A 21,043-nucleotide genomic window follows, 5' to 3' on the forward strand; every position below is an offset into this window, starting at 1 on the left:
GTTTATATCTTCGCTCAGCGTGTTAGATGTAGTCGATTCTCCGTGAGGCCACGGAGTCGGCGGTGATTCGTCATGCTCGAAGACGCCATCAACTACCCCAGAGAGAGCGACGACGCGGTCCGAAACGTCGTCGTGGGCTCGCTGTTGAGCCTGTTCAGCGTCCTGATACTGCCGGCGTTCCTGCTGTTGGGCTACTTCCTTCGGGTCATCCGAGCCTCGATGGACGGCGAGCCCGTCCCCGGATTCGACGAGTGGGGGGAGCTGTTCGTCGAGGGGCTGAAGGCGTTCGTCGTGAGCCTTGTCGTGTTCCTCGTTCCGATGGTCCTGTTCGGCGTGAGCGTCGGTTCCGCGCTCGCCGCGGCGCTGGCCGGCGACGTCGACGCCGTCCGGGCTACCGTGTTCGCGGGCGCGGTGCTCGGGGTGCTCGCCGCGTCGCTTCTGAGCCTCGTGGCGCTGTATCTGTTGCCCGCGATGCTGGCGCTTCTGGCCCGCTCCGGTCGAGTGGGCGCCGCGTTCGCGTGGCGCGACCTGCGGGGAATCCTGTTCCACGGCTCGTACGCCGCCGCGTGGGCGCTGGCGCTCGGGGTCCTGCTCGTCGTCGGCGTCGCCACCGGCCTCGTGGCGGCCGTGCCGCTCGTCGGCTGGCTGTTGGCGGTGCCGGTGAACTTCTACGGCCTCGTCGTCGCCTACTCGCTGTACGGTCGGGGCGTGGCCGCGGCCTCGGACGCCGACTCCGGTCCGGAGTCGCCCGAAGGTCGACCCGCGGTCTGACTGGCCGATCACTGGGCGGTCGACCACTGGGCCGACCATCTCGGGGACGGCGACACCGACCGCGGGCGTTTTAACACCCCTGTCGCCCTAGAGGCGGTAGATGCTCACGGAGGCCCTCGACTACCCCACCAGCGGGGACCACGGTTCGACCGCGCTCCTCGCCGGGTCGGGGCTTCTCCTGCTGGGGGTCCTCGTGGCCGGCGCCGGAACGTTCGCGCCGCCGGCAGTCGCCACTGCGGCGCTCGTGGCGGGGTTCCTCGTGCAGTTGCCGGTGCGAGGTTACTACGTCCGGGTGTTGCGCGCGACGGCCGCGGAGAGCGAGCCGACGGCCCCCTCGTTCGGCGCGCCCGCCCGACTCCTCCGTGATGGCGTCGTCGCCGTCGTCGTCGGCGTGGCGTACCTGCTACCCGCGGGTCTGCTGTTCGCGGTCGCGGCCGGCGGCAACCTCGTCGCGGCCGTCCGTGACCCGACGGCCATCGACCCGGCGACGGTGGCCGCCGCCGAGACGGTGGGCGGACTCGCCGCCCTGTTCGGCCTGTTCGCCCTGCTCGCGGCCGCGTATCTCGTTCCCGCCGCCGTCACGATGTACGCCCACGAGGGGCGCGTCGGGGCCGCGTTCGGCCTCCGGCGCATCGTCGACGCGGTGCTGTCGGAGGATTACGCGGTCGGCTGGCTCCTGACGACCCTGTTGCAGTTCCTGTTCCTGCCGGTCGCGGTCCTGTTTTACTCGCTTCTCATCGGGTTCGTGTTCCAGTTCCTGCTCGGCGTCGCCGTCCGCTACGTCTGGGGGTCGGCCGTCGGGTCGGCGCTGTCGCTACGCCAACGCACGGTCGACACCGAGGGCATCACCCCCGACAGCGGCCCCGGACGGACGAGCGGCGACCGGCGGCGTGCCACCGGCGACGGCCGCGGGCCGACACTCGGTGACGACGGTGGCGTCGGTCGGGACCGGGTGGGTCCCCGAACCGAGGGGGCGACGAGGGACCCGATGGCGGACGAATCAGAGCGCTGATGTCTCGGCGGAAGATTATTATAACGAGAGTGACACGAATTCGAGCATGCTCGGCGAAGGACTCGCGTTTCCGATCAACGGCAACGACGGCGTGAAGAACTTCCTCATCGGCGGTATCCTCTCGCTGTTGGGGGTTCTCATCATCCCCGCGGTGTTCGTCCAGGGGTATCTCGTCAGGGTCGTCGCGGTCGCCGTCGACGGTGGCGAGGAGCCGCCTGCGTTCGACGAGTGGGGGGACCTGTTCGTCGACGGCCTGAAGCTCATCGTCCTCACTATCGCATACGTGCTGATTCCGACGGTGCTGTTGATAGGCGTCGCGGCGTTCGTCGGCGTCGCGGCGCTGGGCGCCGGTGCCGGCCCCGGAGCGGAGCCGTCGGCCGGCCTCCTCACGGGGCTGGGGCTCGTCGGCCTGCTGGGAATGTTCGTGGCCGTCGTGCTGTTGCTGGTGGCCGCGTACCTCATCCCCGCGGCGGCGGCCAACTTCGCCCGCAACGACGACCTCGGGGCCGCGTTCGACCTGGGGACCGTCACCGACGCCGCGTTCACCGCCGACTACCTGGTCGCGGCGCTTCTAGCCTTCGTCGTCTCGCTTGCCGTCGGCATCGTCTCGTTCATCCTCAACCTCATCATCATCGGCCTGTTGCTGGTTCCGTTCCTCTCGTTTTACACCCAGGTTGTGACGTACTACCTGATGGGTCGCGGCTTCGCGGAGGGGCTCGGCATCAGCGGCACGACCGGCCCCAGTTCGACCGCGACGTACGAATAACAGGGCTCTTCTCCCCCCGCCTCCTCGCGTCGGTATGCGCATCGTCGACCGGCATCGCCGCGACGGGGGCCGCGAACGCATCACCGTCGTCCCCGAGAGCCTCGACGACCTGTGGCACCTCACGTACGTTCTCGAACCGGGCGACCGGGTCGGCGGTGACACGACCCGCCGCATCCAGCGCAACGACGACCAGATGCGCGACACCGGCGGCGAGCGCGAGCACATGTGGGTCGAACTCGCCGTCGACGACGTGGAGTTCGCCAAGTTCGCCAACCGCCTCCGGGTCGGCGGCGAGATAGCCGACTGCTCCCGGGAGGACCAACTGGGCCTCCATCACACGCTCAACGTCGAGGAACGCACCGAACTCGAGATAGAGAAGGTCTGGCAGACCGACCAACTCGAACGCCTGCAGGAGGCCGTCGAGGCCGCCGAGAACCCGGAGGTCGTCATCGCCACCGTCGAGGAGGGCGAGGCGTACGTCCACACCGTCGAACAGTACGGCGTCGAGGAGCGGGCGGCCATCACCAAACCCACCGGAAAGGGCGAGTACGCACGCCCCCGCGAGGAACTGTTCGCTGAACTCGCCGACGTGCTCGCACGTACGGACGCCGAGGCGGTCATCCTCGCTGGCCCGGGGTTCACCAAGCAGGACGCCCTCGACTACCTGCAGGAGGAGGTCCCCGAGGTGGCCGAGACGGTCACCGTCGTCGACACCTCCGCGGCCGGGGGGCGGGGTGTCCACGAAGTGCTGAAGCGGGGTGCCGTCGACGAGGTGCAGACCGAGACCCGTATCTCGACGGAGGCGGACCTCATCGACGAACTGATGGAGCGCATCGCCGAGGGCGCGAAGGCGGCCTACGGCATCGACGAGGTGATGGAGGCCGCCGAGTTCGGCGCCGTCGACGAACTGCTCATCCTCGACTCGCGGCTCCGCGAGGAGCGGGCCGGCGAGGGCGACTGGGACGTCGACGCCAACGACCTCATCGAGACGGTCGAGCAGAAGGGCGGCGAGGTGACGGTGTTCTCCGGCGAGTTCGACCCCGGCAGACAGTTGGGGAACCTGGGCGGCGTCGCCGCCCTGCTCCGGTACCGGCTCCAGTGACGCCGGCACGGGGCGTCATATCGGCGCCGGCTCGATGTCGAACTCGAAGCGCGCGCCGCCGGACTCGCTGGCGGTGGCGCCCACGGTCCAGCCGTGGGCGGACGCGATGCGGCTGACGGTCGCCAGCCCGAACCCCGTCCCGTCGTCGTCGCTCGTGTGGCCCATCTCGAACACCTTGTCGCGCTCGTCGGCCGGGATGCCGGGGCCGTCGTCGGCCACGTAGAACCCCTCGTCGGTGGCGCCGACGGTCACCGTCACCGCCGGCCCGCCGTGGTCGACGGCGTTGGAAAACAGGTTCTCGAACAGCGCGAGCAGGCGGCTCCGGTCGGCCTGAACCGCTTCTGCCTCGTCGGTCACGACCAGTTCGGCATCGCGGGTGCCGACGGCGGTCCACGCCTCCTCGGCGGCCGCCGACAGCGGCACTTCCGTGGCGTCGGACACCTGTTCGCCGAGGCGGGCGAACCGGAGCATGTCGTCGATGAGTCCGTCGATGCGGTCGAGCCCTTCCTCGATTGCCTCGAAGTGGTCGGGGTCCACCTGGTCGTCGTCGACCTGCCCCCGGACGTAGTCGAGTCGGGCGACCGCGACGGACAGCGGGTTCCGGAGGTCGTGGCCGAGCAGACCGGCGAACTCCTCGAACCGACGACGCCGCTCCGTGAGTTCGCGCTCGCGGAGCCGGTTCTCTATCTCGTAGCCGACCCACCGGGCCGCAAGCTGGAGGAAGGCGCGGTCGAGTTCCGTGAACGGTCGCTCTCGCGGCTCGTCGTCGGCGAAACAGAGCGTCCCGTACGTCTCCCCGTCGACCACCACCCGAGCGCCGACGTAACAGCCCAGCCCGTACGCTTCGTGGGCGTGGTCCGGTATATCCGGCGACTCGGCGGCGTCTTCGACGGCCAGCGCGTCCTCGCTTTCGAGCGTCCGCTGGCAGTACGTCTCCGACAGCGGCGCACTCGTACCCGGCTGAAGCCGCTCGTGGTTGCCCGTCGCGTCGAGCACGTCGAACTCGTCGGAGATAGACGACAGGAAGCCGACGTCGAGGTCGTAATGCTCGCACCCCACCTCGAGAAGCCGCTCCACCTTGTCGGCGAACGACAGCGACTCGTCGGCCGATAGCTCGTTGAGGCGTTCGAGCGCCGCCGCGGTCCGGCGCCGCGGGGTCCCGGCGTGGAGCCCGATATGCCCGGCGGCCCCACCGTCGAACGACCCCGGGCGCGCCCGAACGACGACGCGCCGGCTCTCGCCGTCGGCTTCGAACTCCGCTTCCACGGTCGCCGGCTCCCCGTCTAGTACCCGTCCCACGAGGTCGTCGAGCGCGTCGGCGTCACCGGGCGCGAACAGCGACGACACCGCTCCACCGACCACGCCGTCGCTCCCGTCGAGGTCGCTGTAGACGACGGTCCCGTCGGCGTCGAACACCAGCGTCGCCTCGGGGGTGCCGTCGACCGCCTCGCTCGCAGCGTGCATGCGGTAACTGTGCCCGCGTGGGCCAAAAGGGTGTTTCCCGTTTCGGGGCTCACACCTCGACCGTCAGGCCGTCGCGGGCGACGTGGACCTCGCCGTCGAACCGCTCGCGGACGCTCTCGACCATTTCGCGGTGCTTGCCGTCGGTGTGGGGGTAGAGGTGAGTCAGGTACAGTTCGTCGACGTCGCGCCCGGAAAGTACCGCGCCCAGCGCCGACGGCGTCGGGTGGTTCGACACGTCCACCTCGTCGGGGAACGAGCAGTCGTGGGCGAGCACGGCGGTGCCGTCGGCCAGATCCGCGACCGTCTCCGTCGCCTCGGAGTCGCCCGAGAACGTGAACCCGCCCTCGCGGTCGAACCGGTAGGCGAGACAGTGCATCGAGTGGACCGTCTCGACGGCGCGGACGTCGAAGCCGGCGACGGAGAACGCGCCCGGCCCGACCTCGCGAACGGAGAGGTCGACGCGGCCGTCGAGGTAGTCGTGGACCGAGAGCAGACCGTCCAGCAGCGACTCGGTGCCGTCGGGGCCGACGACCGTCAGCGTCTCCTCGCCCGCGAGCCACCGGGCCTTCAACAGCGGCAGGAGGTCCGAGACGTGGTCGAGATGGTGGTGAGTGAGCAGGACCGTGTCGACGGCCTCGTAGCCCGCGTCGGTCGCCGCGAGCCCGTGGACGACGCCGCTCCCGCAGTCGACGAGAAGCGTGTCGTCGTCGCTTTCGAGGAGGAGGCCGGTCTGGAACCGGTCGCCGGTCGGCATCGCGCTCCCGGTGCCGAGGAAGGTGACGCGCATACCTCCGGTTCGTCCGTCCCGCAGGTAGGGCTTCGGGATTCCAGTTCCACTCCGGTAGGGGAACGCCCTTGAGGCTCCCGTCCCTACCGCCGGCGAGAGGATGGGTGGACGAGAGCTGTTAGCGGCGCGCGAGGACGTCGGGTTCGACCCCGCCGAGGTCGCCATCGACGACGCGGACGTGCTCGGCCGACTCGGGCCCGAACTCCGGGCGTGGTGGGTCGAGCAGTTCGGCGGGTTCGTCCCCGAGAACGGCGGCTTCTTCACGCCCCCACAGAAGGAGGCCATCCCGCTCATCGACGAGGGGGAGAACGCGCTGGTGTGTGCTCCCACCGGGTCCGGGAAGACGCTCGCGTCGTTCACGGCCGTCATCGACGACCTGTTCGGCCGTGCCCGCGAGGGCGATCTGGACAACGAGGTGTACTGTCTGTACGTCTCGCCGCTGAAGTCGCTCGCCAACGACATCCACCGCAACCTGGAGGTGCCACTGGAGGCGGTCGCCGACCGTGTCGACGAGGACGTCGAGGTGCGCCACGCCATCCGCCACGGCGACACCTCCGACGCCGAGCGGCAGGCGATGCTGGAGGAGACGCCGCATATCCTGAACACGACGCCGGAGACGCTGGCCATCCTGCTGAACAGCCCGAAGTTCAAGGAGAAACTGCGGAGCGTCGAGTACGTCGTCGTCGACGAGATACACTCGCTGGCTGACAACAAGCGGGGGACGCATCTGTCGGTGTCGCTCGAACGGCTGGAGGCGATGTGCGACGCCTCGCCGACCCGCATCGGCTGTTCCGCGACGGTCGAGCCGCTGGACGCCATCGGGGAGTTCCTCGTCGGCTACGAGGACGGTGCCCCCCGCGAGTACGAACTCGTCGACGCGCGGTTCGTCCGCGAGTTCGACCTCGAGTTGTCGTGTCCGACCGACGACCTCGTCCACACGCCGCCGGAGGTGGTCAACGAGCGGTTCTACGACGAACTGGCGGGGCTGGTGGCCGACCACGAGAACACGCTCGTGTTCACCAACACCCGGTCGGGGGCCGAGCGCGTCCTCCAGAACCTCCGCGAGCACCACGGCTACGACGAGTCGGACTCGGGGTGTCACCACGGCTCGCTGTCGAAGGACCGCCGTCAGGAGATAGAGGAGCGGCTGAAGGCCGGCGACATCGACGTCGTCACCACCTCGACGTCGCTGGAGTTGGGCATCGACATGCCCCACGTCGACCTCGTCGTACAGGTCGGCTCCCCGAAGTCGGTCGCCTCGCTCCTCCAGCGGGTCGGCCGCGCGGGCCACCAGCTCGGCGAGACGGTCAAGGGACGCGTGATGGCGCTCGACCGGGACGAACTCGTCGAGTGTGCGGTGATGCTCCGAAAAGCCGAGGAGGGGTTCGTCGACCGCGTGTTCGTCCCCGAAAACGCCGACGACGTGCTCGCCCAGCAGGTGTACGGGATGGCCATCAACGGCCCGCGTCCGGAATCGGAGATTCGCGGGATAGTGCGCTCGGCGTACCCTTACCGGAACTACGGCGACCGGGACTTCGAGCGACTGTTCCGCTATCTCACCGCCGACTACGAGGGGATGGAGGAGCGCAACGCCTACGCGAAGGTGTGGCGCGACACGAACGACTCGCCGTCCGGGGAGCACCACTACGAGGAGTACCCCGTCGGGGAGTCGCTGGTCGGCAAGCGCGGCCGGCTGGCGCGGGTCATCTACATGACGAACATCGGCACGATTCCCGACAGTTTCGACATCGACGTGTTCGTCCGCGGTGGCGACGAGTGGGTCGGCCAACTGGACGAGGAGTACCTCGACACTCTCGAAACGGGCGACGTGTTCGTCCTCGGGGGGTCGAACTACGAGTACCGCTACCGGCGGGGCTCGAAGGTGTACGTCGACCCGACGAACGCGCGACCCACGGTGCCGTCGTGGTTCTCCGAGCGGCTTCCGCTCTCCTATGACCTCGGGCGCGAGATACTCGCGTTCCAGCGCGACCTGCTGGACCGACTCGACGACGGTGGCCCGGCCGCGGTCCGCGCGTGGCTTCGCGAGTTCCCGCTTGACGAGAACACGGTGCGGGCGCTGGCGCGCCTCTACGACCAGCAAGCCCGGTACGCTGGCCCCGAGTCGGTGTCGACGCCAGACCGCCTCGCCATCGAGGTGACGATGGACCACGACGCCTACGAGCGCCACTACTACGTCCACTCGAACTACGGCCGGCGGTTCAACGACGGCTTCTCGCGACTGCTCGCCTACCGGTGTGCACAGGCGACGAGCGCCAACGTGCAGGTGGCCGTCGCCGACAACGGGTTCACGCTGTCGATGCCGCTCAACCGGAAGGTAGACCTGGCCGGCGTCGTCGCCGACATCGACGCCGGGGACGTACGCGGCGACCTGCGGGCCGCGCTCGACGGCACCGATTTGCTCCAGCGCTACTTCCGCATCAACGCGACGCGGGCGTTGCTCGTCCTCAAGCGGTACAAGGGCCACGAGAAGTCCGCGGCCCAACAGCAGGTGTCCAGCGAGATGTTGCTGTCGTTCGCACAGGACCTCGACGAGTTCTCGGTGATGGAGGAGACGTACCGCGAGATACTGGAGGACAAACTCGCCGTCGAAGCCATCGAAGACGCCGTCGCCGCGCTGTCCGACGGCGACCTGACGGTGGAACTCCAGCAGGTCGCCTCGCCGTCGCCGCGCGCGTTCGGCCTGGCGACGCTTGCGGCCAGCGACGTGGTGCTGGCGGAAGACGAGTCGGCGGTGCTCCGGGAGTTCCACGACCGGGTGCTGGAGGAGATAGGCGACGACGCGGTCGCCGCCGCCGACAGAAACTGACCGGGGCGGGCGGCCCCACCGCACTCCGCCGGTGTCGTTTTGTTTGCATGCTGACTCGTGGCAAAGCTTTTGTCCACTGACTTCTGCGGGTTGGTGTGGGGTTACATGAGTCTTGGTGACGTGTACCGGCAGTTGGGTACGTTCATCGAACAGGTAGAGACGACGGGGGCGCGGGTGACCGACGCGACGCCGACTGACCACGGTGAGGGGCCGCTGACGGCCGAGCTAACCGTCGAAATACCGCTGGAGGGGGGCGACGTGGTGACCGGCGAGGCCGGCGACGGCTACGTGGAGGGCGCCCCGACTGAGGGGGACGCGACCGACACGGGGACGCGGCGGTCCATCGCCGACCCACCGGTGAACGCGGCGCGTGCGAAGGCGGTGACCGGCGACGAGACGACGCCCTCGACAGCCGAGGACGAGGCCGGTCAGGCGAGCGGTGCCGACACGATTCCGTGCCGCCACCCGGACTGCGACCAGACGTTCGAGACGCGTCACGGGATGAAGATACATTACACCAAGACGCACGTGGGCGAGGACGCCGACGTGCCGGCCTACCGCGACCCCGACCGGCTCCGGGCGGCGTACGACCGGCACGACACGCTGGCGGAGGTACGCGACGCGCTCGACGCGGACGTGACGGTCACGACGCTCCGACGCCACCTCATCGATCACGGTATCCATCAGTCGGGGGCGGACCAGGCGACGGAGGGAGAGCGGGCGACGGAGGAAGAGCGGGCGACGGAGGAAGAGCGGGCGACGGAGGAAGAGCAGGCGGCCGACCCGACCGACGAACCCGAGGCGGACGCCGACGGACCGTCGGCGGACGAAGCACCGACGGAGGGGGCGACCAGCGAGGCGGAGCGGCCCTCGTCGGCGGACGACAGTGAGCCGACCCCGGCCGACGGCACTCGGACGCCGGCGGACGGAGCCGAATCAGAGACCGGGTCAGACGAGGGGAGCACGGAGTTTCCCGACAGCCTCGACGGGAGCGCCGAGGTAGCGCCCGACGTCACCGTCGCTCAACTCCGGGACGCGCTCCACGCCGCGACCACCGTCTCGGGCGTGGGCCGACGGCTCGGACTCGACCGCGAGGAGGCGGTCGAGTTGCTCCGCGAACACGATCTGCTCGGCGTCGTGAGCGGCCGGGTCTCGGAGCGACCCGACCGGGAGTCGCTCCAGTCGGCGGTGGACGAGCGACTCCGTGAGCAGTTCGCTCATCCCCGGACCGCGTAGTACGCGGTCAGGGCGCCGATAGCCGCCGTCGGAATGACGCTGACCACGGCTTCCGGGAGCGTCACCCGGAGGTAGAGATACTGCCAGAGTAGCGTCGTCCCCCCCACTGCGGTGACGGCGATAAGCATCGAGACCGTTCGCGCCATCACCCCCATCGACGGCTCCCGCATCGTGTGTCACAGTTCACACCCCGCCAAATAACCTTTCCGTCGAACGAGAGGATTACGAGAGCAACGTCTCCAGCGCGCGCGGGGCGACAAGCACCTCCGAGTCTGGGTCGACCGCGTCCGAAACGTTCGGACGGGCCTGGAGGAGACAGTCTTCCACGATGTCGGGCGATTCGCTGTTCGTCACGTAGCAGTCGTGGTTACACAGCGCCCGGGCCACGACGAACGCGCGCTGTGCGCCGGGGTCGTACCCCTCGCGCATCGACTCGTAGAGCGCCCCGGCGCTCGATGCGGCCGACAACCGCTCGTAGAAGCGTCGTTCGCCGGTGCCCTCACCGGCCCCCTCTTCTAGCCGCGCTGGAACGACGACTCGGCCGCCCGGTCGCAGTGGATTTCGTGCGCCCAGCACGACGTAGGTGAACGCCCGCGTCGCCTGATACAGGTTGGCGTCCTTCGGCGCGCCGACGCCCGCGACGACGGCGTCGTAGTCGTCCTCGACCGTGACCGACAGCGCCTCGCGGGCGCTGGCGGCCAGCGAACGGACTACCGCGCGTGGCCGTCCGGCCGCCGCATCGAGGATGCCCAGCGGACCGTGCGTGACGTTGAGACAGAAGTCGACGCCGACCGCCTCCCCCGCCCGGTCGACCGCCTCGCGGAACGGGTTGTCGTCGACGCGGCCGAGCCGGACGCCCTCGCGGGACAGCATCTCCGGGCCGTGGGTGTAGCGGATGAACGACTCGGAGCCGGCGCCGATAGCGACCGTTTTGGCGCCGCCTGAAAAGCCCGCGTACTGGTGGGGCTCGACCATCCCCGTCGAAACGACGCGGTCGGCCGCGGCGACCGTCTCGTGGACCTCCACGGGGACGCCGTCCACCTCGCCGACCGCCACGACGGCCTCGGGGTCGTGGTTGACCGCGAGGTCCGCGTGCTCGCCCAGCCCCTCGCGGAGTTCCACGTCGGTCATCGGCCGGTGGAGGCCGAGTCCCACGACGACGGTGACCTGCTCGCGGTCGACGCCCGCGGCCGCCAGTTCCGCGAGCAGGACGTCCGCGAGCACGTCGTCGGGGGTCGCACGGGTCACGTCGGTCACGACGAGCGCGACGCTGTCGTCGGCGTCGGCCACGTCGCGGAGCCGGGGGCCGTGCGGCGACGCGACGGCACGCTCTGCCGCCTCCCGGGGGTCGACCGCCTCGCCGCCCGGCGGGTCGGCGACCGTCACCTCGCAGTCGGGCAACGACACGTCGATGGAGCCGTCGCCGTGGGGAACCGTCACCATACGCTTCGTCTGGGTGCCAGCGTGGAGTAGTTTGCCGTCAGGCGCGCGCCCAGCGGAGCAGTCGCCCGTAGAACTCGTCGCTCGACAGCGCCTCGGCGTCCCCGACGAGCGCGAGCGCCTTCTTCGCACGGGTCAGGGCGACGTTCATCCGCCGGTGGTCGTCGAAGATTGGGCCGTCGAGGTCGCCGGTCGCGACGAACGAGACGACGACGACCTCCGTCGCGGAGCCCTGGAACCGGTCGACGGTGTCGACGGTCGTCTCGGGCAGGCGCTTCGATATCTCCGCGACCTGCGCGCGGAACGGCGCGATGACGCCGACCTCATCGCGTGGGACGCCGGCGTCGACGTACGCCTCGACCACCTCGGCCACGCGGTCGGCCTCCGCCGGGTTCGTGTTGCCCCGCTGTGTGCCGTCCGGGTCGACGAACGAGACGGCGTCGCGAAGCGCCGGCGGGAGGTCGTCGACGGCGACGCCGAGGTCGCCGAGCGACTGGCCGGCCACCTCCGGGGTGGCGGGGCGCAACTGCCCGTCGTAGAACTCCTCGCTGGAGAACCACTGGACGCGCTGGCACATCCGGTACTGGCGGTCGAGCATGACGCCCGCGTCCGGGTGGGCGTCGATGAGCCGTTCGAACAGCGACCGCTGGAGGTCGTTCTCCGCGCGGACGACGGGCGGCAGTTGCTGGTGGTCGCCCACGAGCACGAACCGGTCCGCGAGGTTCACCGCCGCCATCGTCCCCGGTTCCGTAAGCTGGCCCGCCTCGTCGACGACGGCCACGTCGAACGACTGCTCGAGCATCGTGCGCGAGCCACAGGAGGCGGTCGTCGCGGCCACGACCGGCGCGTCGGTGAGGTCGCCGGCCACGTCCGCGGGGTCGCCCCGCTCGACGAGCCGTGCGCCCTGCATCTCCTCGTGGACGCCCGACTCGGTGCCGACGCGCACGAACTCGTCGAACCCCTGGTCGCGGAGCGCCTCGAGCGCGTTGTCGACGGCGCGGTTGGTGAACGCCGACAGTAGCACCCGCTCGCCCTGCTCGACCAGGGCCCGGACAGTCCGCGCGAGCGTGTACGTCTTCCCCGTACCCGGTGGGCCGTGGACCAGCGCGAGGTCGTCGGCCCGGACCGCGAGATTGACCGCCTCGTTCTGGGCGTCGTTGTTGTCGATGTACGTTCGCTCCTCGCCGGAGAACGCCGGTTCGCGCCGCCCGAACAGCACGTCCTTCCGGTCGGGGTCGCCCTTGAGGACGGCGTCGTGGAGCGCCGACAACAGCCGCGAGACGGTGAGCTCGGAGGGGTAGACGTCGAGCCGGCACAACTCGAGCGGCTCGTCGGCGGTGACGACTACCTCCTCGCCGAGTTCTTGCACGCGCCCGAGTTCCGCCCGGCCACGGGTCGGGTGGCCGTCCGAGGCGAGCACCACGTCGCCCTCGCGTATCTTCGAGACGGCGTCCCGCGTCCGGGTCGCGGTGAGTTCCCACGAGCCGTCGGGGAGTTCGCGCCGCCCCGCCGGCTCCAGGCCGATGAGCGCGCGGTCGTCGTCGGCCCGCTGTTCGGCGCTCTGCTCCCACAGTTTCCGGTACTCGGCGTGGACGGCGCGCCGCTCTTCCTCGATTGCGCGGTAGAACCGGTCGAAGTAGTCCCGTTCCTCCTCCGGTACGGCCGTCCCTATCTGCCCGGCCTTCGAGTCGTGGTCGAGGCGGCCGGAGACGACCATACAGGTGTCCTGCTCGAAGCAGTACTCGCAGATGGCGTCGGCCTCGTACCCCGTCGGTATCGAGAAGTCGTGTTCCATCGCCGCGATTTCGTTGCGCTGGCGGACGACGTACTTCAGCAGTCCCGGGCCGATGGAGAACTCCTTGGCGGGCGAGAGGTCGCCCGACTCCTCGACCCGGTCGAGCGCCGAGTTCTTCGTGTACAGGAGGGTGCCGGTGTCGGGTGCGGCAGTCGCGATGGAGTCGTCGCCGGCCTCGCGTTCTCCAAGCAGGAGTGCGTAGCAGGCCGCCTGCACCTTGTCGTGGAAGCGGGGTTCGCGGTCGAGGTTCTTGCCGGTCTTGAGTTCGACCGGCATCCCCCGGCGGACAGCGTCGGCACGGCCCTTGATGCCGAACGTCTCGGAGACGAGCGTCTGCTCGGAGCGCCAGTCGTCGTCTTCGGTGAGTCGGCCCTGCGAGAGCCACCCCTCGACGGCGCCGGCGTTCTGCCGCACCTCCTCGGCGACGGCGTCGGGGTCCTCGCCGAGCAGGCCGAGGTCGAGGCCGGCCTCAGCGACGCGGTCCTCGATGGCATCTTCGAGGTCGCGACCCCGCAGGAGGTCGCCGAACACCTCGTGGACGATGGTCCCGCGAATCACGGGGTACGCGAGCGGCGTCGCCGATATCTTGTTCAGCCAGTACATCCGCGGACACTGCACCCACGTCCGCACGTCGGTCACGTCGACGAGGAAGTCGGGGTCGACGACGACGAGCGTCTCCCGCCCGGTCTGGTACTGCGTCTCGCCCCGGTACTCCTCCTGCTCGGGGTCGACGACCAGCAGGTCCATCCCCGGTTCGAGCACGGCCGCGGTCTCGGTCCACTTCCCCCACAGCGTGACATCCACCGGGGGGCCGGCACCGCGTTCGGTCTTCAGCGTCACCTCGGCGAGGTCTGCGGTGCCGTTGCTGGTGTCGACCTGTCGGGGGTCGTCCACCTCGACGACCGGGCCGCGGAGGTTCACATGCTCCCCTGCGGCGTGGGGAGAAAAACGCTGTCGGTAGCGTGGGTCGAGCGACCGAAGGGAGCGAGACCCACGTCAACGCGAACGGCGACCGGTTCGACGGCCGTGCCGCGGACGATACGCCTTTGAGTGGTGCGCACCCAGGCCCGTGTATGCGCGTTCGTGACTGGCAGGACATTCTCGAGGACGTCGTGGAGTCGAACGCCGACCCCGACGGCTGGCGCGCCGTCTCGGGCGACCGCCGGGGCGGCGTCGGCGAGGACATGTTCCTCGGCCACCCCTCGGTCGGCGTCTACCAGTTGAAGACGTACGCGAAGAACCCGTTCGAGGTGCGCGGTGTCGGCTCGCAGGTGGCTCGCCGCATCGACGACGACCTCGACCCGCTGTTCCCCGAGGAAGGGTCGGGGCGGTTCGGCGTCCAGTCGCCGTTCGAGTCCGAGGACGAGGCCGAGAACGCGGCCAACGAGCTAGAGGAAGTGCTGAAGGCCCACGCGGACGCCCCGACGACGCCGGACGCGCTGTTCGACGACGTGATGGACGCGCTCGATTCGCCCGCGTTCGGTCCGATGGAGCACGACCAGTACGGCCGGCCCGACGGACTCGACGAACTGACGACGACGTTCGACGAGGCCGAGGAACTGCTCGACGCGGAACTCGACGACCTCGTCGACGACGACGATGTCGGGCGTGGCTTCCAGTAGCCGGCCGCCGGGGGAGCGACGACCACCACGACTCCGCGTTGGTTTATCAACGTCTGACGTAAAAACTATGTGACAGGGCCCTTTGGGTATCGTACCCGAACCCATGAGCGGGGAGCCGGAGTCGACGGTGCTCGTGGTGGACGACGAACAGGGCATCGTCGAGGGACACGCCGCCAGCCTCGACGGAGAGTACGCGGTCCGGACCGCGCTCGACGGCCACGAAGCCATCGAACAGTTGGACGCGGACGTCGACGTCGTCCTGCTCGACCGCCGGATGCCGGAGCTGTCGGGTGAGGAGGTCCTCGCCCACATTCGGGAGCGGGACCTCGACTGCCGGGTGGCGATGCTCACGGGCGTCGAACCGGACGTCGACATCGTCGAGATGGGGTTCGACGACTACGTCCGCAAGCCGGTCGGCCGCTCGGAACTGTTCGACGTGGTAGAGCGTCTGCTCCAGCGGGCCCGCTACGACCGCCGCCTGCAGGAGTTCTTCTCGCTGGCGTCGAAGGCCGCGGCCCTGGAAGCCGAACACGACACGGCCGAACTGGAGGGCCACCCCGAGTACGAGCGGCTCCGCGACCGCCTCGACCAGTTCCGAGGAAAACTCGACGAGACGGTCGCGGACCTGCCGCCGGAGGACAGGTACGCTGTCGCGACCGGCTCCGCGGTCGGCGACGCCGTCTCGGACTGACGCGAAGTCGGTCGTCGTTCTACGGGGAGGAGAATATGACTGGCCCATCGGAACCGCTTTCCTCACTGCCCGTGGCGCTGTTTCGCCGAGAGACTCCCCTCGATTGACTCGTCGTACTCGCTTCCTGCGCGAACAACGGCCCGTTTACCGTCCCCGCGCTCCGGGCCCCGGAACTGGTCGACAGCCGACTTCGGCCGTATCGGTCGCTTCGCGTCCTCTAGGCGCCGATGTACTCCTCGTTGACGACCCACTCGCCGTCGTCGTCCTTGACCATGTACTCGCCGTAGTACGGGACCCGCTCGGCGACCACGTCGCGGAACGCCTCGCGTATCTCCGGGCTGGTCATCTCGCCCATCGGCTTCAGGTCGTCGTTGCGGTTGAGACAGCCTTTCAGCATCCCCTGGTGGGTCACGCGAACCCGGTGGCAGTTCGCACAGAAGTCCTCGTTGCCGACGGGGTCGACGATTTCGACCATCCCGCCGTTCACCCAGTAGCGCCGCCGGTCGTGCATCTCGCGGTGCTCGACCCGGTCGGCCTGCTCGGCCAGCCAGCCGTGGACGCGGTCGATGTCGACGGCCCACTCCGGCCGGCCGGCGAGCTCAGGCATGTACTCGATGAGCTGGAGCTGGAGGCCGTCGTTCTCCGCGACGTGCTCGACCATCTCGGGGACGTAGCCCGCGGTGGCCTCGAACACGACCATGTTGAGCTTCACGGGGTCGAGCCCCGCGTCGACCGCCGCGAGGACGCCCTCGATGACGTCGTCGTACGCGCCCGATTTGGTCACCTCGCGGAACGCCTCCGGCTCCAGGGCGTCCTGCGAGACGTTCACACGGTCCAGCCCCGCCGCCCGCAGGTCTTCGGCCCGCCCCGGCAGGAACGTCCCGTTCGTCGTGAGGGACGTCTCCATTCCCTCGGGCGTCCGCCGGATAATCTCCTCCAGGTCCGCTCGAAGCATCGGCTCGCCGCCGGTGAACTTGACCGACTCCACGTCGAACTCGCGGGCCACTTCGAGGAAACGGACCACGTCGTCGGTCGACATCTCGTCGTCGTCGGGTTCCATCGGACCGCGCGTGTCGCCAAGCCCCTCGTTGTGACAGTAGACGCAGTCGAAGTTACAGCGGTCCGTCAGGGAGATGCGGACCCCAGTCACCTCGCGGCCGAACCCGTCGACGAGCATGTCCGTTCGTTCGGACGACGACGCTTAAATTCGCGGCCACGGAGGAGGGGACAGTAACCACAGACGGTTACGAACTGTCTCCAGCGTGGATACGTCTTGTGTCGCCGGCGGGGGTCGTCGGGGCTGAACCGCTTAAGTGAGCGGGGCGCGAAGCCAAGCCGTGACTGGGGACCCGAGCGAGGCGTTCGCGCGCCTTGGCGACGCGACGCGGATGGAGATACTGGATGCGCTCGCCGCCGTCGACGAGGGGTGCGTCCGCCGCGTCACGCGGGGGTTCACCGACCTGTTCGAGGCCACCGACGCGGAGACGACCGCCGGCTTCTCGTACCATCTCCGCCAGTTGCGCGACGAGTACGTCGAGGAAGTCGAGGACGGCTACCGGCTGACGTACGCAGGGCTGGCCGTCGTCAGGGAGACGGCGGCGGGTACGTTCACCGAGCGGTTCGACCACGACCCCATCTCGGTCCCCGACCCCTGCCCGTTCTGTGAGGGGGCCCTCGTCGCGACCGGCGAGGATAACGTCCTGACGGTCGCCTGCGACGACTGCGACCGGGACGTGCTCGCGCTCCCGTTCCCGCCGGGCGGCCACGCCACCCACGACGACGAGGCACTGCTCGACGCGTTCGACCGCCACCACCGCCACCGGGTGCAGGTGTTTCGCGAGGGCTCCTGCCCGGAGTGTGGCGGCGCGACCGACAGGGCGGTCGAGATGAGCGACGAGCGCCCGCGCGCGACGTTCGAGTGTACCGCCTGCGGCGACGGGCTCCGATGTCCAGTCGCGCTGACGGTGCTCGAGCATCCGGCCGTCGTGTCGCTGTACCACGAGCACGGCGAGGACGTCCGGGACCATCCGGTCTGGAACGTCGGCCCCGAGTGGACGGAGACGGTGCTCTCCGAGGAGCCGGTCTGTGTCCGTGTCGGCGTTCGTGTCGGCGAGGACCACCTGGCGGTGCTCGTGGGCGAGGACTGCTCGGTCGTCCACACGGAGCGGACGACGGTCGACCCGCAGGAGAGCGAGGCGGCCGACCCGACGGCCGCGTAGAAGCGGTTACTCGTCGGCTTCGGTCTCCGCGAGACCGTGGTCGTCGATGGTCGTGTGGAGTTCGTCGCCCGAGAGCTGACGGTAGCCGTCGCCGTTGACGACGGCCGCGCTCATCCCCTCGGCGTCGAGCGTCCCGTCGTTGACCGACGCGAGCGCACGGAGCGCGAGTTCGAGGCCGCCGTCGCTGTCGAGCCCCTCGTCGTAGTTCTCCTCGAGGTAGTCCTGTATCTCCGCGGAGTCGCCGCCGATGGCGACCGCGGCCCACTCGTAGGGGGTCCCCGAGGGGTCCGTCTCGAACAGCCGCGGCGTGCCGTCGGGGTCGACGCCACCCAGAAGCAGGGCCGCGCCGAACGGCCGCGCGCCGCCCGCCTGCGTGTACTCCTGGATGTAGCCGGTGACCTCCTTGGTCAGCGCCTCGATGCTGGCTGGCTCCTCGAACCGCAGGCGCTCTACCTGCGCCTGTCGGCGTGCCACGTCGACCAGTTGGCGGGCGTCCGCGACGTGGCCCGCGCTGGCGATGCCGACGTGGTCGTCGGCCTTGTGTATCTTCTCGATGCTCTCGGCGACCTGGAGCGGCGAGCGGAGCCGGCCGCCGGTGACGAACACGACGCCCTCGCCGGTGCGGACGCCGACGGTGGGCGAGCCGCGCTTCACCGCCTCCCGCGCGTACTCGACCTGATACAGTCGGCCGTCGGGACTGAAGATGTTCGTGCCGCGGTCGTACGCCTGCTGTTGGGAGTTGCCCTGCATAAGTTAGACCTCCTCGGTGTCCGCCTGCTCGTCGGTCGTCTCCGCCTCGGTGCCTTCCTCGTAGATGTCGACGCCGTCGCTCGTGATGCGGGCGACCATCGCCCCGTTGCCGGAGGCGGTGTCGCGCTCGCTGGCGGCCGCGACCGCCCGGACCGCGAGGTCGACGGCCGCATCGAGGCTCATGCCCTCCTCGAACTCGCGTTCGAGCACGCCGTACGCGAGTTGCATCCCGGAGCCGGTGGCGCCGTAGGTGTCTTCCATCAGGCCACCGGCAGGGTCGAGGCTGTAGAGGTGGCCGCCTTCCCCGTCGACGCCCCCGAGCAGGGGGACGACTCGCATCCCGCGGATGACGTTCGCGGCCGTCGTCGACAGCGCCTCCATGCTCATCGCCTCGCCCCGGCGCGTCTCGTACAGCGACGACTGGACCTCCAGTTGCTTGGCGAACGTCTGCCCGTCGCCGACGCCACCCGAGATGGTGATGGCGGCGGTCGGGTGGACCTCGAATATCTTCTCGGCCGACTTGTTCGACACGAACCGGCCGGCCAGCGACGCTCGCCGGTCGGTGGCGAGGACGACCCCGTCGTCGGCGACGATGCCGACGGTGGTCGTCCCGGTGTCGAACTCCGGGGTGGACTCCGGCGCGGAGCCCTTACCTGAAGTGAACCCTTCCATGCCTCCCCGTTTGGCGGGGGGACGGAAATATCCTCGCTAAAGCGAATTTTAGCCGGCGATGCGCCGTGTGGCGGTTCGGCGGGTCGGTGGGACCGCCCGGCGCCGTGAACGCGGCCCGTGACTACCGGCGCCGGCGGTCGCGTCGCCGTCGACGCTGACGGTCGCCGTTACACACAACCCTTATTCACCGACCGAGACTAGCCCGGGCATGGACGAAGCCGCCGTACGTGAGGCTCTCGAAGGGGTCACGGACCCCGACCTCGGCGACGACGTCGTGTCGCTGGGACTCGTCAACAGCGTCGAGGTGGACGGCGACGCCGTCGCGGTCGACCTGGCGCTGGGTGCGCCGTACTCGCCGACGGAGACGGCTATCGCCGCCGAGGTGCGCAAGACGCTCTCGGAAGCCGGCGTCGAGAGCGTCGACCTCTCGGCGAGCGTCGACCGGGGTATCGCGCCCGACGAACAGGTGCTCCCGGACGTGAAGAACGTCATCGCCGTCGCCTCCGGGAAGGGCGGCGTCGGCAAATCCACCGTCGCGGTAAACCTCGCGGCCGGGCTCTCGGAGTTGGGTGCCCGCGTCGGCCTGTTCGACGCCGACGTGTACGGGCCGAACGTCCCGCGGATGGTCGAGGCCGACGAACGGCCGCAGGCGACGCCCGACGAGACAATCGTGCCCCCGGAGCGCTACGGGGTGAAACTGATGAGCATGGCCTTTCTCGTCGGCGAGGACGACCCCGTCATCTGGCGGGGGCCGATGGTCCACAAGCTCATCACCCAACTCGTCGAGGACGTCGAGTGGGGGGGCCTCGACTACATGGTCGTGGACCTGCCGCCGGGCACCGGCGACACGCAACTCACCCTGCTCCAGTCGGTGCCCGTCTCGGGGGCCGTCATCGTCACCACGCCCCAGGAGGTGGCGCTCGACGACGCCCGTAAGGGTCTGCGCATGTTCGGCAAACACGACACGCCCGTCCTCGGTATCGTCGAGAACATGTCCGCGTTCAGGTGTCCGGACTGCGGGAGCGAGCACGCCATCTTCGGCGAGGGCGGCGGCCGGTCGTTCGCCGACGAGAACGACCTGCCGTTCCTCGGGTCGGTGCCGCTGGACCCCGCGGTTCGGGAGGGCGGCGACACGGGCGCGCCCATCGTCCTCGAGGACGACAACCAGACGGGCGCGGCGTTCCGCGAGTTCACCGAGTCGGCGGCCAACATGCAGGGCATCGTCCACCGGCGGCGCGAAGCGGAGCGATGAGCGACGGGGACGGCATCGACCCCGACCCGGAGCGGGCGGCGCTCGTCCGCGAGGTGGCAGAGGACGTGCGTGGCGACTCCTCGGAGTCCGAACAGCTAGCGGCGCTTCTCTACCGGGTCTCCGACCTCTACGACCCGGAGGAGGACACCTCGCCGCCCGAGATATACCGGAACGTGCGGACCATCCTGCAGATAAAGGAACGCGGCACGCTCGAACGCGATTAGTCGCGTCGTTCGGCCCACTCGACGAGCGGTTCCAGGCGCTCGTGTAACTCGGCGCCGTCGTCGGTGAGCCGGTACTCCACCCGCGGCGGGATGGTGTCGTGCTGGTCCCTGTCGAGGAGGCCGGCCTCCGTCAACTCACCCAGTCGCGCCGACAGCGTCGAACTGCTCACCTCGCCGAACGCCTCCTCGATGTCGCCGTAACGTGCCGGCTGAAGTGCGCCGACGACACAGACCACCTGCATCGCGTACTTCCGGCTGAGCAGGTCCATGACGCCGTCGAGCGGACAGAGACAGCGGGGCGATCCGGCGGGTTTCTCGGAGGAGCCAGGGTTCTCGGACATGGGTTCGAGCGAGCGAAGTTCGTTCTATACTTTGGAGTTGACAGTTTAATAGCTTTGGAACAAAAAGCCAAG

General features: G+C 69.4%; 20 protein-coding genes. 11 read left to right on the top strand and 9 right to left on the bottom strand.

Annotated features, from left to right (window positions below; all coding sequences use genetic code 11):
- The first annotated feature begins 72 nt into the window (after positions 1-72).
- The 4 genes from NL112_RS13755 (at position 73) to NL112_RS13770 (ending at position 3,651) form a co-directional block, all read left to right on the top strand.
- Positions 73-771 (top strand): DUF4013 domain-containing protein, encoded by a 699-nt coding sequence (locus NL112_RS13755; protein ID WP_255149416.1) that lies wholly within the window; start codon positions 73-75, stop codon positions 769-771.
- A 100-nt stretch (positions 772-871) separates the two neighbouring features.
- Positions 872-1,783 carry a DUF4013 domain-containing protein gene (locus NL112_RS13760; RefSeq protein ID WP_255149417.1) on the top strand — a complete coding sequence of 304 codons (912 nt, stop codon included), beginning with the start codon at positions 872-874 and terminating at the stop codon, positions 1,781-1,783.
- 46 nt (positions 1,784-1,829) lie between these two features.
- Positions 1,830-2,549, top strand: a complete 720-nt coding sequence (locus NL112_RS13765) for a DUF4013 domain-containing protein (RefSeq protein ID WP_255149418.1) — start codon at positions 1,830-1,832, stop codon at positions 2,547-2,549.
- A gap of 34 nt (positions 2,550-2,583) precedes the next feature.
- Complete coding sequence (locus tag NL112_RS13770; protein ID WP_255149419.1) at positions 2,584-3,651, top strand: mRNA surveillance protein pelota; 1,068 nt, start codon at positions 2,584-2,586, stop codon at positions 3,649-3,651.
- 15 nt (positions 3,652-3,666) lie between these two features.
- Here the strand turns inward: NL112_RS13770 and NL112_RS13775 are convergent, their stop codons facing one another.
- Positions 3,667-5,115: an ATP-binding protein gene (locus tag NL112_RS13775; RefSeq protein WP_255149420.1), complete on the bottom strand. Its 1,449-nt coding sequence runs from the start codon at positions 5,113-5,115 to the stop codon at positions 3,667-3,669.
- Positions 5,116-5,164: 49 nt separating this feature from the next.
- Positions 5,165-5,902, bottom strand: a complete 738-nt coding sequence (locus NL112_RS13780) for an MBL fold metallo-hydrolase (protein ID WP_255149421.1) — start codon at positions 5,900-5,902, stop codon at positions 5,165-5,167.
- 100 nt (positions 5,903-6,002) lie between these two features.
- Here NL112_RS13780 and NL112_RS13785 point away from each other — a divergent pair, with 100 nt between their 5' ends.
- Both NL112_RS13785 and NL112_RS13790 read left to right on the top strand, forming a co-directional pair.
- Positions 6,003-8,729, top strand: coding sequence for an ATP-dependent helicase (locus NL112_RS13785; RefSeq protein ID WP_255149422.1), 2,727 nt, complete (start codon positions 6,003-6,005; stop codon positions 8,727-8,729).
- A gap of 105 nt (positions 8,730-8,834) precedes the next feature.
- On the top strand, positions 8,835-9,965 hold the full coding sequence (locus NL112_RS13790) for a DUF8073 domain-containing protein (protein ID WP_255149423.1): 1,131 nt from the start codon (positions 8,835-8,837) through the stop codon (positions 9,963-9,965).
- On the opposite strand, the gene NL112_RS13795 is transcribed toward NL112_RS13790, so the two are convergent.
- From NL112_RS13795 to NL112_RS13805, 3 genes are all read right to left on the bottom strand, one after another.
- On the bottom strand, positions 9,947-10,111 hold the full coding sequence (locus tag NL112_RS13795; protein WP_255149424.1) for a hypothetical protein: 165 nt from the start codon (positions 10,109-10,111) through the stop codon (positions 9,947-9,949). The two genes, NL112_RS13790 and NL112_RS13795, sit on opposite strands and share 19 nt — an antisense overlap.
- A gap of 76 nt (positions 10,112-10,187) precedes the next feature.
- Positions 10,188-11,405, bottom strand: a complete 1,218-nt coding sequence (locus NL112_RS13800) for a lactate racemase domain-containing protein (protein WP_350356174.1) — start codon at positions 11,403-11,405, stop codon at positions 10,188-10,190.
- A 40-nt stretch (positions 11,406-11,445) separates the two neighbouring features.
- Entirely contained in the window at positions 11,446-14,121 is a 2,676-nt protein-coding gene (locus NL112_RS13805) for an AAA domain-containing protein (RefSeq protein ID WP_255149426.1), read from the bottom strand.
- 152 nt (positions 14,122-14,273) lie between these two features.
- Here NL112_RS13805 and NL112_RS13810 point away from each other — a divergent pair, with 152 nt between their 5' ends.
- Positions 14,274-14,822: a hypothetical protein gene (locus NL112_RS13810; protein WP_255149427.1), complete on the top strand. Its 549-nt coding sequence runs from the start codon at positions 14,274-14,276 to the stop codon at positions 14,820-14,822.
- A gap of 103 nt (positions 14,823-14,925) precedes the next feature.
- The gene (locus NL112_RS13815) at positions 14,926-15,513 is read left to right on the top strand and encodes a HalX domain-containing protein (RefSeq protein ID WP_255149428.1); all 588 of its coding nucleotides are present in this window, start codon (positions 14,926-14,928) and stop codon (positions 15,511-15,513) included.
- 217 nt (positions 15,514-15,730) lie between these two features.
- Here the strand turns inward: NL112_RS13815 and moaA are convergent, their stop codons facing one another.
- A complete protein-coding gene (moaA, locus tag NL112_RS13820; protein ID WP_255149429.1) occupies positions 15,731-16,690 on the bottom strand; it encodes a GTP 3',8-cyclase MoaA in 960 nt (319 codons plus the stop codon).
- 160 nt (positions 16,691-16,850) lie between these two features.
- Between moaA and NL112_RS13825 the strand changes: the two genes are divergently transcribed.
- Positions 16,851-17,732 carry a DUF7351 domain-containing protein gene (locus NL112_RS13825; protein ID WP_255149430.1) on the top strand — a complete coding sequence of 294 codons (882 nt, stop codon included), beginning with the start codon at positions 16,851-16,853 and terminating at the stop codon, positions 17,730-17,732.
- Positions 17,733-17,738: 6 nt separating this feature from the next.
- On the opposite strand, the gene psmA is transcribed toward NL112_RS13825, so the two are convergent.
- Together psmA and NL112_RS13835 are read right to left on the bottom strand one after the other, a co-directional pair.
- A complete protein-coding gene (gene psmA, locus NL112_RS13830) occupies positions 17,739-18,482 on the bottom strand; it encodes an archaeal proteasome endopeptidase complex subunit alpha (RefSeq protein WP_255149431.1) in 744 nt (247 codons plus the stop codon).
- A 3-nt stretch (positions 18,483-18,485) separates the two neighbouring features.
- Positions 18,486-19,154 (bottom strand): Ntn hydrolase family protein, encoded by a 669-nt coding sequence (locus NL112_RS13835; protein ID WP_255149432.1) that lies wholly within the window; start codon positions 19,152-19,154, stop codon positions 18,486-18,488.
- Between the two features lie 208 nt (positions 19,155-19,362).
- Between NL112_RS13835 and NL112_RS13840 the strand changes: the two genes are divergently transcribed.
- A complete protein-coding gene (locus NL112_RS13840) occupies positions 19,363-20,406 on the top strand; it encodes an Mrp/NBP35 family ATP-binding protein (protein ID WP_255149433.1) in 1,044 nt (347 codons plus the stop codon).
- Entirely contained in the window at positions 20,403-20,630 is a 228-nt protein-coding gene (locus tag NL112_RS13845) for a DUF7976 family protein (RefSeq protein WP_255149434.1), read from the top strand. Before NL112_RS13840 ends, NL112_RS13845 begins: the two co-directional genes overlap by 4 nt.
- Here the strand turns inward: NL112_RS13845 and NL112_RS13850 are convergent.
- Positions 20,627-20,971, bottom strand: a complete 345-nt coding sequence (locus NL112_RS13850; protein WP_255149435.1) for a winged helix-turn-helix transcriptional regulator — start codon at positions 20,969-20,971, stop codon at positions 20,627-20,629. The genes NL112_RS13845 and NL112_RS13850 overlap by 4 nt on opposite strands.
- Positions 20,972-21,043: the final 72 nt, after the last annotated feature.

Origin of the sequence: Halorarius halobius (assembly GCF_024298865.1) — an archaeon.
Classification (GTDB): domain Archaea; phylum Halobacteriota; class Halobacteria; order Halobacteriales; family Haloarculaceae; genus Halorarius; species Halorarius halobius.

Excerpts from the sequence above, each read along its gene's own strand:
- NL112_RS13845 (WP_255149434.1), top strand. The coding sequence starts at position 20,403 with ATGAGCGACGGGGACGGCATCGACCCCGACCCGGAGCGGGCGGCGCTC.
- NL112_RS13850 (WP_255149435.1), bottom strand. The coding sequence starts at position 20,971 with ATGTCCGAGAACCCTGGCTCCTCCGAGAAACCCGCCGGATCGCCCCGC.
- psmA (WP_255149431.1), bottom strand. The coding sequence starts at position 18,482 with ATGCAGGGCAACTCCCAACAGCAGGCGTACGACCGCGGCACGAACATC.
- NL112_RS13815 (WP_255149428.1), top strand. The coding sequence starts at position 14,926 with ATGAGCGGGGAGCCGGAGTCGACGGTGCTCGTGGTGGACGACGAACAG.
- NL112_RS13785 (WP_255149422.1), top strand. The coding sequence starts at position 6,003 with ATGGGTGGACGAGAGCTGTTAGCGGCGCGCGAGGACGTCGGGTTCGAC.
- NL112_RS13775 (WP_255149420.1), bottom strand. The coding sequence starts at position 5,115 with ATGCACGCTGCGAGCGAGGCGGTCGACGGCACCCCCGAGGCGACGCTG.
- NL112_RS13755 (WP_255149416.1), top strand. The coding sequence starts at position 73 with ATGCTCGAAGACGCCATCAACTACCCCAGAGAGAGCGACGACGCGGTC.
- moaA (WP_255149429.1), bottom strand. The coding sequence starts at position 16,690 with ATGCTCGTCGACGGGTTCGGCCGCGAGGTGACTGGGGTCCGCATCTCC.
- NL112_RS13780 (WP_255149421.1), bottom strand. The coding sequence starts at position 5,902 with ATGCGCGTCACCTTCCTCGGCACCGGGAGCGCGATGCCGACCGGCGAC.
- NL112_RS13790 (WP_255149423.1), top strand. The coding sequence starts at position 8,835 with ATGAGTCTTGGTGACGTGTACCGGCAGTTGGGTACGTTCATCGAACAG.
- NL112_RS13760 (WP_255149417.1), top strand. The coding sequence starts at position 872 with ATGCTCACGGAGGCCCTCGACTACCCCACCAGCGGGGACCACGGTTCG.
- NL112_RS13765 (WP_255149418.1), top strand. The coding sequence starts at position 1,830 with ATGCTCGGCGAAGGACTCGCGTTTCCGATCAACGGCAACGACGGCGTG.
- NL112_RS13795 (WP_255149424.1), bottom strand. The coding sequence starts at position 10,111 with ATGGCGCGAACGGTCTCGATGCTTATCGCCGTCACCGCAGTGGGGGGG.
- NL112_RS13770 (WP_255149419.1), top strand. The coding sequence starts at position 2,584 with ATGCGCATCGTCGACCGGCATCGCCGCGACGGGGGCCGCGAACGCATC.
- NL112_RS13840 (WP_255149433.1), top strand. The coding sequence starts at position 19,363 with ATGGACGAAGCCGCCGTACGTGAGGCTCTCGAAGGGGTCACGGACCCC.
- NL112_RS13810 (WP_255149427.1), top strand. The coding sequence starts at position 14,274 with ATGCGCGTTCGTGACTGGCAGGACATTCTCGAGGACGTCGTGGAGTCG.
- NL112_RS13835 (WP_255149432.1), bottom strand. The coding sequence starts at position 19,154 with ATGGAAGGGTTCACTTCAGGTAAGGGCTCCGCGCCGGAGTCCACCCCG.